This window comes from Shewanella mangrovisoli (genome assembly GCF_019457635.1).
GTDB classification, from domain to species: domain Bacteria; phylum Pseudomonadota; class Gammaproteobacteria; order Enterobacterales; family Shewanellaceae; genus Shewanella; species Shewanella mangrovisoli.
The window spans coordinates 3,643,618-3,656,445 of the sequence record NZ_CP080412.1; the positions used below are offsets into that span (position 1 = coordinate 3,643,618).

Annotated in this window: 16 protein-coding genes; 11 read left to right on the top strand and 5 right to left on the bottom strand. The window is 46.3% G+C overall.

The window, feature by feature from the left end:
* Window positions 1-56: 56 nt before the first annotated feature.
* Both K0H60_RS15925 and K0H60_RS15930 read right to left on the bottom strand, forming a co-directional pair.
* The gene (locus K0H60_RS15925) at window positions 57-782 is read right to left on the bottom strand and encodes a pseudouridine synthase (protein ID WP_220056326.1); all 726 of its coding nucleotides are present in this window, start codon (window positions 780-782) and stop codon (window positions 57-59) included.
* A 14-nt stretch (window positions 783-796) separates the two neighbouring features.
* A complete protein-coding gene (locus K0H60_RS15930) occupies window positions 797-1,417 on the bottom strand; it encodes a helix-turn-helix transcriptional regulator (RefSeq protein ID WP_220056327.1) in 621 nt (206 codons plus the stop codon).
* A gap of 146 nt (window positions 1,418-1,563) precedes the next feature.
* Between K0H60_RS15930 and K0H60_RS15935 the strand changes: the two genes are divergently transcribed.
* The 3 genes from K0H60_RS15935 to K0H60_RS15945 all read left to right on the top strand — a co-directional run bounded on the left by K0H60_RS15935 (window position 1,564) and on the right by K0H60_RS15945 (window position 3,260).
* Complete coding sequence (locus K0H60_RS15935) at window positions 1,564-2,178, top strand: NADPH-dependent FMN reductase (protein ID WP_220056328.1); 615 nt, start codon at window positions 1,564-1,566, stop codon at window positions 2,176-2,178.
* A gap of 50 nt (window positions 2,179-2,228) precedes the next feature.
* Window positions 2,229-2,645, top strand: coding sequence for a VOC family protein (locus K0H60_RS15940; protein WP_220056329.1), 417 nt, complete (start codon window positions 2,229-2,231; stop codon window positions 2,643-2,645).
* Window positions 2,646-2,789: 144 nt separating this feature from the next.
* Window positions 2,790-3,260 (top strand): YcxB family protein, encoded by a 471-nt coding sequence (locus K0H60_RS15945; RefSeq protein ID WP_220056330.1) that lies wholly within the window; start codon window positions 2,790-2,792, stop codon window positions 3,258-3,260.
* Between the two features lie 81 nt (window positions 3,261-3,341).
* Here K0H60_RS15945 and K0H60_RS15950 read toward each other — a convergent pair whose 3' ends face one another.
* A complete protein-coding gene (locus K0H60_RS15950) occupies window positions 3,342-3,911 on the bottom strand; it encodes an acetate uptake transporter (RefSeq protein ID WP_011718002.1) in 570 nt (189 codons plus the stop codon).
* Between the two features lie 726 nt (window positions 3,912-4,637).
* On the opposite strand from K0H60_RS15950, the gene K0H60_RS15955 reads away from it, so the two are divergent.
* The 5 genes from K0H60_RS15955 (at window position 4,638) to K0H60_RS15975 (ending at window position 8,496) form a co-directional block, all read left to right on the top strand.
* Entirely contained in the window at window positions 4,638-4,874 is a 237-nt protein-coding gene (locus K0H60_RS15955) for a hypothetical protein (protein ID WP_011718003.1), read from the top strand.
* Window positions 4,875-5,223: 349 nt separating this feature from the next.
* On the top strand, window positions 5,224-6,087 hold the full coding sequence (locus K0H60_RS15960; protein WP_220058183.1) for a MipA/OmpV family protein: 864 nt from the start codon (window positions 5,224-5,226) through the stop codon (window positions 6,085-6,087).
* Window positions 6,088-6,113: 26 nt separating this feature from the next.
* On the top strand, window positions 6,114-6,506 hold the full coding sequence (locus K0H60_RS15965; protein ID WP_165953568.1) for a DUF3019 domain-containing protein: 393 nt from the start codon (window positions 6,114-6,116) through the stop codon (window positions 6,504-6,506).
* Entirely contained in the window at window positions 6,506-7,219 is a 714-nt protein-coding gene (locus K0H60_RS15970) for a winged helix-turn-helix domain-containing protein (protein ID WP_011718006.1), read from the top strand. The genes K0H60_RS15965 and K0H60_RS15970 overlap by 1 nt, the downstream gene beginning before the upstream one ends.
* Window positions 7,220-7,227: 8 nt before the next feature.
* Window positions 7,228-8,496 (top strand): sensor histidine kinase, encoded by a 1,269-nt coding sequence (locus tag K0H60_RS15975; RefSeq protein ID WP_220056331.1) that lies wholly within the window; start codon window positions 7,228-7,230, stop codon window positions 8,494-8,496.
* A gap of 28 nt (window positions 8,497-8,524) precedes the next feature.
* On the opposite strand, the gene K0H60_RS15980 is transcribed toward K0H60_RS15975, so the two are convergent.
* The gene (locus tag K0H60_RS15980; RefSeq protein ID WP_088210376.1) at window positions 8,525-8,833 is read right to left on the bottom strand and encodes a DUF1289 domain-containing protein; all 309 of its coding nucleotides are present in this window, start codon (window positions 8,831-8,833) and stop codon (window positions 8,525-8,527) included.
* A gap of 157 nt (window positions 8,834-8,990) precedes the next feature.
* Here K0H60_RS15980 and K0H60_RS15985 point away from each other — a divergent pair, with 157 nt between their 5' ends.
* Entirely contained in the window at window positions 8,991-9,527 is a 537-nt protein-coding gene (locus K0H60_RS15985) for a DUF4136 domain-containing protein (protein WP_220053689.1), read from the top strand.
* A 177-nt stretch (window positions 9,528-9,704) separates the two neighbouring features.
* Here the strand turns inward: K0H60_RS15985 and cysM are convergent, their stop codons facing one another.
* On the bottom strand, window positions 9,705-10,583 hold the full coding sequence (gene cysM, locus K0H60_RS15990; RefSeq protein ID WP_011718010.1) for a cysteine synthase CysM: 879 nt from the start codon (window positions 10,581-10,583) through the stop codon (window positions 9,705-9,707).
* Between the two features lie 208 nt (window positions 10,584-10,791).
* On the opposite strand from cysM, the gene cysP reads away from it, so the two are divergent.
* Both cysP and cysT read left to right on the top strand, forming a co-directional pair.
* Entirely contained in the window at window positions 10,792-11,799 is a 1,008-nt protein-coding gene (gene cysP, locus K0H60_RS15995; RefSeq protein WP_220056332.1) for a thiosulfate ABC transporter substrate-binding protein CysP, read from the top strand.
* Window positions 11,800-11,982: 183 nt separating this feature from the next.
* Window positions 11,983-12,828 carry a sulfate/thiosulfate ABC transporter permease CysT gene (cysT, locus tag K0H60_RS16000; RefSeq protein ID WP_220056333.1) on the top strand — a complete coding sequence of 282 codons (846 nt, stop codon included), beginning with the start codon at window positions 11,983-11,985 and terminating at the stop codon, window positions 12,826-12,828.

Here is a 12,828-nt window from a genome sequence, read left to right on the forward strand (position 1 = left end):
CAAAGCCATCTTCCCGCAAGGCAAGGTGGCTTAATACTTATTCCATAAGCACAGAGTTAAGCTGACGTCCCAGCAAGATAGACAGAAGCCACCTCCTGCGCTGTTAACATGCGACTCTCGCCCGGCTTTAAGCCTTCATCCAGGGTAATCTCACCGATAGAAAGGCGATGTAATCCCACAACTGGATTACGGAAACGACCAAACATCCGCTTGATTTGATGATACTTTCCTTCCCTTAGCGTAACTTCAGCAATATGAGTGTCGAGGATAGTCAGCTTTGCTGGCTGCGTGGTGATATCTTCAAAGCCAAAATACATCCCCAGGGCAAATGCCGCGATATATTCCTCACTCAAAGGATTCGCTAAAGTCACCCGATACACTTTATCTACCTTTTGCTCAGGCGACATGAGCGCCTCGGACCAACGGCTATCATTGGTCAGCAGCAATAACCCCGAAGAGTTTAGATCTAACCGCCCAGCAATATGCAGCTCATGGCGAGCCTCACAGTCGAGTAAATCAATCACTGTTCGATGCTTTGTGTCTTTGGTGGCACTCACTACGCCAACAGGCTTGTGCAGCATTAGATAAACGGGCTTATTGGCCTGTAAGACTTGCCCATCAAATACAATATGGGAAAATTCATCCACCAGCAGATCGAGCGCTTTGGCGGGGAAACCATCCACATACACTCGCTCCGTCAGCAAGAGTTCTCGCACGGCTTTACGGTGAATTTGCAGCTTAACGGCAAGATATCTGTCGAGACGACCACGTTTTGATTGCATAACCCTACCCAGCGCTAAGATAAAGGTGCAATGCGATAGGCGCAGCGACGGGCGCCGTCGATGATATGTTCTTCACGGCTTACAGTAGCGATATCGGCAAATAATTGCTGGAACTGTTGCAGTTCGGAGCGGCAAAAGTTTTGGCATTTAGTCGCTGCGCTGCAAATTGGACAGTGATTTTCAAGCAACCAGAAAACGCCATCCGCTTGTTCCTGCGTCGCCATATAGCCTTCTAGGGTACGCAGCTCCACTAATTTCGTTAAACGACTGGCAATATCCGTCATGCCTTGCATCGCGCTACGATACTGCTGCATAGCGGTGTGCTCCCTATGCTCAATCAGTTTATCCAAACCTTGATCACCAAATATCATTTTAACGGAATCAATCAATTGCAAACTAAGCTCACTGTGACGATCGGCAAAGTGAGTCCGACTCTGCTCCGTTAGTCCCCAATATCGGGTTGGGCGTCCACGACCTTCGACTCTATCTTCAATATCGACATCACCCGCATCCTCTAAGGCCTGCAAATGCTGCCGAACCCCCATAGTGGTCAGAGCCAGTTCTTCCGCTAGGGTCTTTGCCGTTAAAGGACCATGCAGCTTAAGTAATTGAATAATCTTATCAGTGGTTTTCATATGCGCTCTCCGCTCTTCGCCTCGGATTATCCCTCAATCGCCCACCTTTTAACAGAATAAATAAAGTTTTTTATTTATTTTACTCTTTACAAGATTAAATAAAGCAATTACCTTATAAATAATTTATAAACAAATAGATTTACATAATGAAGTTACTCATCATCAGCACTAGCCAAAGAGCTCACTCACAAAGCGCTAAAGTCGCGAGATACATAGCCGAAACCAGTTTTTTATCACCCCATAGTGTTGGTTACGACGCTATCCATCACTTAGATCTTTGCCAGTTCAATCTGCCATTTTGGGACGGTGAAGAGGACAACAAGGGCGAACATTGGCCTGAGATTGAACAAAGAGTAGATGCTGCGGATGCCCTGGTTTTGATTACGCCCGAATGGGGTGGAATGGCATCGCCACTGCTTAAAAACTTCCTGTTGATGTGTAGCCGTCAGGAAACCGCCCATAAGCCGGTGTTGTTGATTTCAGTTTGCAGCGGCATTAGCGGTGCCTACCCCATTGTGGAAGTCAAAATGAATGCACTCAAAAACAATAAATTAGTGCCGATTCCCGACCATTTGATCATCCGTAATGTCGAGAATGTACTCAACGCTACGCCCCAAGGTACGCGGGATATCGACCTCAGGGAAAGAGTGCAATATAGCCTGTTTATGTTGCATCAATACGCCCAAGCCTTAGCACCGATACGCCAACGCCATGTTCATCAACCCTACCCCAAGCAGCAGGAATACTGCTACGGTATGTAAGCAGCTTGGATGTTTATCACTCAGACTAAAATCATTACAAGGAACGCATCATGCTCTATTTAGAACACATCAACCTAGTCGTTGACGACATCCCCAAAGCACTCACTTTTTATCAAGCCGCCTTCCCCCATTGGCGCGTCCGTGGCGGAGATAAAGGGACTTGGTACGGCAAACCTCGCAATTGGATCCACTTTGGCGATGACTATCAGTACATTGCCTTTAGCGATAACGGTGAAGGCGAAAACCGCGACTTAACGGGTCATCAAATTGGCTTAGCCCATTTTGCCTTTGTGGTAAGTGATTTAGATGCAGTGATCGCAAGACTAACCCAAGCCGGTTTTCCGATAGCCAAAGATGGCATGGAAGATCCTTTCCGGCGCAATATCTACTTCTTCGATGCCCATGGCTTTGAGGTCGAGTTTGTAGAGTATCTCAGCGATCTGCCCAACGAACGCAATCGTTATTAAGTGCTAATCCGAAGGCGACGGGATACATACATTCAGTATTCCTCGCCTTATCCACTCCTTAGATCCAACCCTAAAAATCGTTACTTTGACAGGCTAAACCGCTAAACTAGCGCACAATCAGGCTTTCCAATATTAGATAACTCGATGACAACACCTTATTGTTATTCCACTACTTATATCTTAGATAAAGCGCATTTTGACGAGTGTTATACCCAGTCAGTTAAACCCGACCCCACGCTCAAACCTTACTATAAGGCCATGGGGTTTGGACTCATTGGTATTGCACTGATTTTTGCGGATGTCAGCCTCTATCTGGCCTATTTCTTTGTCGGACTCGGGGTGATTGAAGCCTTGAATGTGAAATACAACAAAGCCTGGTGGTTGATGCGGCAGATGATGAGTAAGGCTGCCAATAATGAAGTCACGCTTATCGTGGATGAACAAGGGATTAGCACCCAATCACAATACGTTAAAAGCCAAATCCTTTGGACGGATATTTACCGTATTGTGCCAACGGAAAAGGGTTTTCTGATCACCCATAAAACCGGCACCAGTTATATTTCCAATCGCAGTTTAGATGATACCTGTAGCGCGTTTATTAAGGCAAAAATCTAACCTAAACGGTACAGGCATTCAAAAACAAAAAGGCTGAATCATTCAGCCTTTTTGTTAAATACTAAATATCAATAATGACGCTTAAGCCTTTGCTTTTAACTCGCCAATCGGCAAAATCGTGCGACCATATTCATTGTTGAGCACTTGCGCCATCGCAAAGTAAATCGCACTCGCGCCACAGATAATCCCTTCAAACCCCGCAATAGTGCCTATCAAGGCGCTGCCAGTGAAATCTCTTGCCGCCAACAGGAAGAACAAAATAGTGAGCGAAGCAAACACAAACTGTTTCGCTCTTGGGTAGCGTAGCGAACCGACGAACATAAAAGCAGTAAAGATCCCCCACAGGGTTAAATACCACCCCATAAAGTGGGTTGGGCTCGCCGCAATCCCGGCATTAGGCATTAAAATCAGTCCGACTAAGGTTAGCCAAAATAAACCGTAGGAAGTAAATGCGGTTGTCCCAAAGGTATCACCCCGCATAAAACACATAATGCCGACAATGATTTGGCCGAGTCCGCCATAGAAAATGCCCATCGCTAAGATCATTGCATCAATCGGAAAATAGCCCGCATTGTGAATGTTCAGCAGGATAGTCGTCATACCAAAGCCCATTAAGCCTAATGGAGCAGGATTCGCCAGTTTCGTCGACACAGGAAGTCCCCAAAAATAAATAAATTAATCTCAGCACCTAGATACACTCTAGGTACTTATTATTTTATAAAAATCGGCGAATTCTAGATAACTAATAAGGAGATCACAATCAAAACATCAATACTAGACAAAAACATAAATTTATCGTTAAAAATCATAAAGATAATAAACACAAAATTCAATCAATCCTAAAATTTAAAAATTAATCCAATAAGATTCAAACAACTACAAAAAATCGACACAAAGAGTGCGCCACATCTGATTTATCGGTTAATTTTGCTCGACTTCAAACTTCACATTTTCCCACCTAAAAATAACGTTAGCCCACATAGGGCTAAAGCCTAAAAAACATTAACTTCATCCCATAACGCCATCAAAGATGAGATAAGTCTAGTTTTAGACAAATTGATAACATTTAGGCGCGCGTGGCAAGGAAACTTAAGCCCTTTTAGAGAGTCTTAGAGGGAAGAACTCAAGCTTGGTGTAAGAGAGGATACGATTGAGTGGCATTGCATGGTGGGTTCATTTTGCAAAACAGCCCTTAACCCTCTATAAAGCTGCCCATAAAACAAGCGACTTTTGCTGGCAAAAATGGCTCACCAAATTAGCGAAAAATTATTTATATCTAAAAAATAATAGCAGTGATAGATTGCTATCTGTTGACGCAGCGGCATGATGGGAAACCAGTTAGGCTGTTGTTAACTATCAATAACTAAAGGAAATAAAATGAAAACCTTATCAGCTGTTATCACACTATCGGCACTAATGAGTTTCGCAACCTTTGCCGACGAATCGACACTTCCTCCCGCCCCTGCAAATGATATCGCTCAACTGACAGAAGTGTGCCAACAAATGGCCTCTGAAGATCAGGTCGAAAATGCCGAGCTTAAGCAATATGTGCTCGACTGCGTGAATGACCAGCTAACAGAAATGGGTTATCAAACCGTAAAAGAGCTTAACTGATCGTTTTTACTTCCTTTAGCCTATAAGCTCTTTCGGGTTTTAGCGCCTTGTCCTTATGCCATTCACATTCTGAATGGCATTTTTATTGGGCAGACAAACAGATTTTGCAAACTTTCACCTCGAAAAACACAACAAAATAGCAACCAAAAATCAGCAACCTTAAAAACCCTAAACAAAGGTATTTTTTGCTTTTATTTTGTCTTTCAAGTGATTGCGTAATCTACATATCAGCTATTTATATGATATCTGTATCATTTTGCATCCCTAAAGGTGAAAGCACTGTGGAATTAAGCATAAAATGCTAATCTGTTGCCCATTATCGACAGACATTAAACCCGAACGCAAAATCATGTATCGAATTCTATTTATCTTACTCGCCGCACTTAGCCTGCCTTCAATAGGAATGGCGAAGGAGCCGTGCGTCACTAAAGATGAATGTATTGAAATGCGTAACTGGGATTTAGGGGTGGCGATCGGCTGGGGACAGAAGACCAATCCATTGCGAGATTTTGATGATATCCCAGTCTTCTTTATTCCCACCGTAGCTTACTATGGTGAGCATTGGTTTTTTGATAATGGCAACTTGGGCTACAGTTTAACCGAGCAGAAGTACTTCAGCATAAACTTAGTCACCAGTTATAGCTTAGATAGGGCCTACTTTTACCGTTGGGATCCGTCCAATATCTTCCTAAAACGCAGTTCACAGGAAGAGGCCAGACTGCTCTCAACGAATACCGCCCTGAGCAGTGAGCCGGACCCCGTATTTAACTCCTTAGAATCGCGCAACTTTACCATGCTCGGCGGCGCTGAAGCCTTTATTTATAGCCCGTTAGGTGTAGTGAGGTTAGCCTATACCCATGATATGTTTAATGTGCACCAAGGGTCTGAAGCGCAAATCAAATGGACCTATGGCTGGCATTTAACGCGCTGGGTGATGGATATGTCACTCGTATTCGATTGGAAGAGTACCAATGTGGTCGACTATTACTATGGTGTTCGCCCGAGCGAAAATGATTATTGGAGCCAACATTACCATGCCGATGCAGGTTGGAATAAAGGGATAGAAATGACAGCCCGTTATATCTTAACTGATAACTGGGACATGCTGTTTGCGTTCCGCTACACACAACTTGCAGACGAAATTGCCGCCAGCCCCTTGCTCGATCAAGACTATAGCAGCACATATTTTATTGGCGCGGCGTATAGGTTCTGACACTAGTGACTCCTCTTCATATCAGGATGCTGTGCGTGTTAGGCCTAAGCGTTAGCTTGATGGGGCCCAGTCATACACTTGCAGCATCGAATGAAGAGTCAACCTTAAAACTCACCCCCGAAATCTGTATCACTGGGGATGAAAGCCAAGCCTGTGAGATCCGCGTAGAGCTACAGTGGCAACTCGCCAACGACGAGCTAGTCTGTATCTTGTCCGATAATAACGCCTATCCTAAATGGTGTAGCGAATCACTGGAACAGCATGCAATAACGTTGAATGTCAGTACGTTAAACGATATTCAATTTATCTTAGTGAGTAAGGACACCAATCAAACACTGGCTGGAGCCAAATTAAAAATTACGTCAACCTCGCAGCCTCAGGTGCGCAGACGTTACCGTAACCCTTGGAGTTTATTTTAATGACGAATCCACAATCACCCCACAGAGTGTTATTGGTTGAAGACGATGTCCGTCTTGCGAATTTAATCGTAGATTATTTGAAATCACACGGTATGCACGTTGAAGTCGAGCGCCGCGGTGACACAGTCTTAACCCGCTTAATCAACTACAAGCCCGATATCATACTGCTAGACATTATGTTGCCAGGTCTAGATGGCCTTAGCCTGTGTGAAAAGCTGCCCGATTACTTTGCCGGCCCTATCCTGCTGATGAGTGCCCTAGGGTCGAGCGAAGATCAGATCAAAGGCTTAGAACTCGGTGCCGACGACTATGTGGTGAAACCCGTCGACCCCGCGCTGCTGGTTGCTCGTATCAACAACCTATTACGTCGCCAAAACCAACCGCCGCAGGCCGAATCCCACTGCCTGACCTTTGGTAAGCTGAGTATCGATCCCCATACCCATGCTATCCGCCTCGACAATAAAGAAGTCGATCTCACCAGCCATGAGTTTGAACTCCTGTGGTTACTGGCCTCACAAGCGGGACAAGTGCTGAGCCGTCAGTACATCTATCAATTACTGCTTAACATTGATTTTGATGGTAAAGATAGAAAGATAGACGTACGTATTTCAAGGCTGCGTAAAAAGCTCAACGACAATATCGAGACCCCATTCAGAATTAAAACCGTCTGGGGACAGGGTTATCTATTCGCCCCCGAGGCTTGGAACAACTAAGAGCTGCCGTGAAACGTCTCTTTATCAGCTTATATTTACTGCTGAGCCTCAGTTTTCTAGGCATAGGCTGGACACTGGACAGCCTGTGGCAGAAAAATGTGGACGAAAATAATGCGTTAGACGCTCCTCTGGTTGCGTTAGCCCAGTTGCTAACCCAACTGCCAGAGGAGAATCGTAACGACTATCTTGAGGCGCTGCCCAGCCATGATCAGTTGCCCCTTAATCTGCTCAGCCCAGATCAAATTGCGCTAGCCAAAGACCAACAGCTCACGCCCAATCATGTGGTTACCACCACAACCAGCGAGGGCGAACAATTCCAGTTTATTCAGGTTGGCAAGCAAGTGTTAATGGCAGGTCCCATAGAGATAGACCCTAGAGCCTCACTGCGGAATCTGTTTACGCTGTTTTTCTATCTCTCGTTGGCATTGGTTGCGCTGATTTGGGTCGGCCCGTTGTCGCGTGATTTGAGTATTCTACGTAAGGCCACCAAGGATTTTGGCGAGGCCAAATGGGATACACGCATTAGCCTCTCAAACCGCTCGCAGGTTAAACCCTTAGCGAACACCTTTAATGAAATGGCGCGCCATATTAGTGCGTTAATCGAAAACCAAAAACATTTATCCAATGCGGTTTCCCACGAGATCCGCACCCCACTCGCACGGCTGAAATTCGCCCTCGCCCTAATGCCGATGTACTGCCAGCCCGATTCTGACGAGCAAAAGCGTCAGAACTTTCTCAATGAGATGCAGCTCGACATTAAGGAAATGGAAAACCTGTTACAGGAACTGCTGACTTACGCCAGTCTAGAGGCTCAGCGCGAAGGCACACCTTTAGATGAATACGATCTGCTCAGCTTAGTTAACCAGAGCATCAAACGCTTAAGCAGCTTAAGTGATACCCCCATCCACTTACAGGCGGAGATGGCGACTCTACCTTTAGTCGGCGAACCCGCTCTGATTGAACGCGCCCTGCAAAACCTGCTGACCAACGCCCAGCGTTTTGCTCGCCAGCAAATCCTGATAGAAGTCAGCCAAACTCCGCAAAGGGTGACTTTAAGTGTGAGCAATGATGGAGAGCCTATTCCCGAGGTGGATTTACCTATGGTGTTTGAGCCCTTTTACCGCAGCCAATCGGTGCAAAATGGTAACAAGGGTCATGGCTTAGGTTTGGCGATTATCAAACGAATTATGCAGCGTCATCAGGGCGAAGTGAGCGTCAGTAGCAATCCCACTCAAACGCGCTTTACCTTAAGCTGGCCAAAGAAACGGGAAATTTAAGCGTTTAATTATCGCTCTCAAAGTCAGATTATTCCTCTAGGTCAAAATCCCCTAGGTCTAACTCAGCGGCGTCTTGCGGCTCAAAATCGAGTTGTGGATTAAGCGCCGCCCTCTCCTGCTCAAGTGCTTGCTGACGGGCTTTATATAAGGCCAACTGCCGCCGACGTTTACGTTGGTGGCATAAACGGATCACATCGTGCTTTTGGGCATCGGTAAAATGCAACCAATTGAATCGCTCCTCACGATTACGCAGGCAACCTTTGCAATAGCCGCGAGCATCGGTTTGGCACACACCGATGCAGGGGCTGGGTATTTCGAAAAAGGCTAACTGTTCCATGATGTTGAGCGACTCTACCAGTTAAGCATCTAAAATACGTGACCTTAGATACACAAGTAAAACAAGACAAAAATTAAACACTTTTCACTAAATTACTTGCAGTCTTACTGTTAATCAAGGCACATTGAACAGAGTTTGTACAACTTGGAGTGCCATCATGGGATACAAAAATATCGCCAGTCTGTTTGTCGCCTTGGTCTTAGTCAGCGCCTGCAGCAGTAAGCCGAAAAATGATTACGATCTCAATTACGACTTTAAGGCATTACAGAGCTTCACCCAGCTCGCTCCCCAGCCCAGTGACGACCCACTCAGCGCCCAGCGCATTCAAACCGAAATCACCCAGCAATTAAGCCAAAAGGGCTTTACTGAAAATGCCTCTTCCCCCGATTTTAAAGTCGCCTATGGCTTGCTGACCCAAGATAAGCCCAAAGACTCAGGCCTATCCATAGGCTTAGGCACGGGCAGTTTTGGCCGTTCTGGCGGCATTGGCGTAGGTACGAGCGTCGGCGTGCCGCTTGGCAGTGACACGGCAAAAATCCAAACTATTCAAATTGATATTATCGACACTAAAACTAATAAGCTGATTTGGCGCGGCACAGATAGTTTCGATTTTGATGGCGGCGGCGATAAAAAAGCTCAAGACACAGCCAAAGCCGTTAGCCGGATTTTGGCGCAGTTTCCACCGCAGCCATAGGTCTGATTAAAACGGCGCAGATTGATCTGATGGCGGTTAGTCCTTGATGGTTTAAACCATAATGGCTTTAACCATAATGGTTTAAATCACTGTGGCTTATATAATAACCAATAAAAATGGGCGATAGACGCCCATTTTTATTGCCGAAGAAAAGACAAATTTCTATCTAAGTTAGGATTAAGAAAATAACCCAGATGATAGATAACGGTCGCCCCTATCGCACACAATTGCGACTACAACGGAACCCGGATTCTGCCTCGCAATCTCAAGCGCCGCAAACACAGCACCGCCGGAACTCACACCAGCACAAATACCTTCTTCACGGGCCAAGGTTCTCGCCATGGCTTTGGCGTCTTGCTCCTCAATGTCCATCACGGCATCGACACGGGCAGCATCGAAAATACCCGGTAGGTATTCCTGCGGCCAGCGGCGGATCCCCGGAATCGAACTGCCATCGGCGGGTTGTAGCCCGACAATAGTGATATCGGGATTACGACTCTTTAGGTATTTCGACACGCCCATAATAGTGCCTGTGGTACCCATGCTAGAGACAAAGTGAGTGATCTTACCTTGGCTCTGCTGCCAAATTTCGGGGCCAGTAGTCTGAAAATGGGCGTTAGCATTATCTTGATTATTGAACTGATCCAGCACCTTACCTTTGCCTTGTGCCTGAAGATCTAAGGCTAAATCGCGCGCGGCTTCCATATTGTCCACCAGCAGCAACTCGGCGCCATAGGCCTGCATGGCATCCTTACGCTCCTGGGTCGAATTCGACGGCATGATCAGGATCATCTTGTAGCCTTTAATCGCCGCAGCCATGGCTAAGGCTATGCCCGTATTGCCACTGGTGGCTTCAATCAGGGTATCCCCGGGGGCTATCTCTTGGCGAAGCTCCGCCTGAATAATCATATTCAGCGCCGCGCGATCCTTTACCGAGCCAGCCGGGTTATTCCCCTCCAGCTTTAACAATACCGTTGAGCTACCACAATCAAGCCGCTGCAAACGCACCAGCGGAGTTTGCCCAATACAGGCTTCAATAGTCGGAAAGTCAGACACTCGGTTATCCTTTATTTGATAAAAGCGACTCAGTATTCGAGTATTTTAAGATGCTTGGACGCAACAAACACGTGAATATCATCAACGGCATACAATTAATCGCTCATAGTTATTCAAAAAAGTTCTATTTGTGTGGCTTTTTATAAATAAAATCTTCTATTACTCTATTCCTATACACTGACACAGTTGCCAGATTAAGGAGTACAAAATGCCAGTAAAATTGACTAAAGCCCTGCTGGGAACCCTATTACTGGGAACCTCCCTCAATGTGGCGGCCGCCGATCAGACACTATTAAATTCCTCATACGATATCGCGCGGGAATTATTTAATGCCTATAACCCTGTTTTTGCTAAACATTGGCAAGAACAAACAGGCAAGACCGTTGAAATCAAGCAATCCCATGCGGGTTCTTCCGCTCAGGCTCGCTCGATTCTTCAGGGCTTACCCGCCGATGTGGTGACCTTTAACCAAGTCACAGATGTGCAAATTCTGCATGACCGCGGCAAGTTGATCCCAGAAAACTGGCAACAACTGATGCCTAATGCGAGCTCACCTTACTACTCTACCATCGCGTTTTTGGTGCGTAAGGGCAATCCAAAGCAAATCAGCGACTGGAATGATTTAGCTAAAGATGACGTTAAGCTGGTGTTCCCGAACCCAAAAACCTCGGGTAATGCGCGCTACACCTACTTAGCAGCCTTAGGTTATGCCCAGAAAAACTATGGTAAAGATAATCAGGCTTCATTAGATGAGTTCTTGAAGAAGTTCCTCGGTAACGTTGCCGTATTCGATACGGGCGGCCGTGGTGCAACCACGTCGTTTGTAGAGCGTGGCATCGGCGATGTGCTGATCACCTTCGAATCTGAAGTGAACAATATCCGTCAGCAATATGGTGCCGATGATTACCAAGTTGTCGTGCCTAAAACCTCGATTCTGGCGGAATTCCCCGTTGCCGTCGTTGAGAAAAACGCAAAGCGTAACGGCACTCAAGAATTAGCGACCGAGTATTTAAACTATCTTTACAGCGAAGAAGCACAACGTTTGTTAGCCGGGTTTAACTACCGCGTTCACAACGAGAAGGTTGTTGCCGAATTTACCAAACAGTTCCCAGCGGTTGAGTTAATGACCGTTGAGCAAATCATAGGTAACTGGGACAACGCCATGAAGACCCAATTTGCCAATGGCGCCAAACTGGATCAGTTATTAAAACGTTGATCATCCGCTTGGGTACCTAAGTCACCAAATCCACAACCCGGGCAATGTCCCGGGTTTTGTGGTTATATTGCGGCAACGGACAAGGTCGCTATCACAAGTTGTCTTTATCGCGATTGAGCAATAACGTGCTAATGGCATAATAATATTGGATTAACTCCATTAACCTTATCGGGTGGTTATTCAGTGATATTTAATAATGGGCGCTTACGCCACAAGCGGGTTTTGCCGGGGTTTAGTATCAGCCTAGGTGTGTCTTTACTGTTTGTTAGCTTAATTCTCTTGCTTCCCACCACTGGCCTGATTATGCAAACCAGCCAGATGAGCTGGGCCGAGTATTGGGGCGTGATTGCTGATCCCCGCGTGCTGGCAAGTTATAAAGTCACTATTTTATCTGCACTGGCCGCCTCCCTGTTTAACTGCCTTTTCGGCCTGTTACTCGCCTGGGTGTTGGTGCGTTACGAGTTTCCGGGTAAGCGTATCCTCGACGCCTTAGTTGATTTACCCTTTGCCTTACCTACAGCCGTGGCGGGTATCACCCTAGCAACTCTGTACGCAGAAAATGGCCAGATTGGTAGCCTATTGGCCGAAATCGGGATCAAAGTGGCCTACACACCATTGGGGATTGTGGTTGCGATGATCTTCACCAGCATTCCCTTCGTAGTGCGAACCGTTCAGCCCGTATTGGAAGAGTTATCCCACGATGAAGAAGAAGCTGGCATGACCTTAGGCGCAACCGATGGCGCCGTATTTTGGCGGGTGATTTTACCTTCCCTCTGGCCTGCCTTAGTGGTCGGCACTGCGCTGTCTTTTACCCGCAGTCTGGGTGAGTTTGGTGCGGTGATCTTTATCGCAGGCAATATGCCCTATATCAGTGAAATCACCTCCCTGATGATTTTCGTTCGCCTACAGGAATTTGATTTTGCCGGGGCCAGCGCCATTGCCTCCGTTGTACTGCTGACCTCGCTGTTGCTGCTACTGCTGATTAACCTGTGGCAGGCGAGTTATTTACGCCGCATTCACGGCCGATAA

Bases quoted from the DNA above. Each gene is read 5' to 3' on its own strand.
- K0H60_RS15960 (WP_220058183.1), top strand. From the start codon at position 5,224: ATGTATCGAATTCTATTTATCTTACTCGCCGCACTTAGCCTGCCTTCA.
- K0H60_RS15925 (WP_220056326.1), bottom strand. From the start codon at position 782: ATGCAATCAAAACGTGGTCGTCTCGACAGATATCTTGCCGTTAAGCTG.
- K0H60_RS15980 (WP_088210376.1), bottom strand. From the start codon at position 8,833: ATGGAACAGTTAGCCTTTTTCGAAATACCCAGCCCCTGCATCGGTGTG.
- K0H60_RS15965 (WP_165953568.1), top strand. From the start codon at position 6,114: ATGCTGTGCGTGTTAGGCCTAAGCGTTAGCTTGATGGGGCCCAGTCAT.
- K0H60_RS15930 (WP_220056327.1), bottom strand. From the start codon at position 1,417: ATGAAAACCACTGATAAGATTATTCAATTACTTAAGCTGCATGGTCCT.
- K0H60_RS15955 (WP_011718003.1), top strand. From the start codon at position 4,638: ATGAAAACCTTATCAGCTGTTATCACACTATCGGCACTAATGAGTTTC.
- K0H60_RS15945 (WP_220056330.1), top strand. From the start codon at position 2,790: ATGACAACACCTTATTGTTATTCCACTACTTATATCTTAGATAAAGCG.
- K0H60_RS15935 (WP_220056328.1), top strand. From the start codon at position 1,564: ATGAAGTTACTCATCATCAGCACTAGCCAAAGAGCTCACTCACAAAGC.
- K0H60_RS15970 (WP_011718006.1), top strand. From the start codon at position 6,506: ATGACGAATCCACAATCACCCCACAGAGTGTTATTGGTTGAAGACGAT.
- K0H60_RS15985 (WP_220053689.1), top strand. From the start codon at position 8,991: ATGGGATACAAAAATATCGCCAGTCTGTTTGTCGCCTTGGTCTTAGTC.
- cysP (WP_220056332.1), top strand. From the start codon at position 10,792: ATGCCAGTAAAATTGACTAAAGCCCTGCTGGGAACCCTATTACTGGGA.
- K0H60_RS15940 (WP_220056329.1), top strand. From the start codon at position 2,229: ATGCTCTATTTAGAACACATCAACCTAGTCGTTGACGACATCCCCAAA.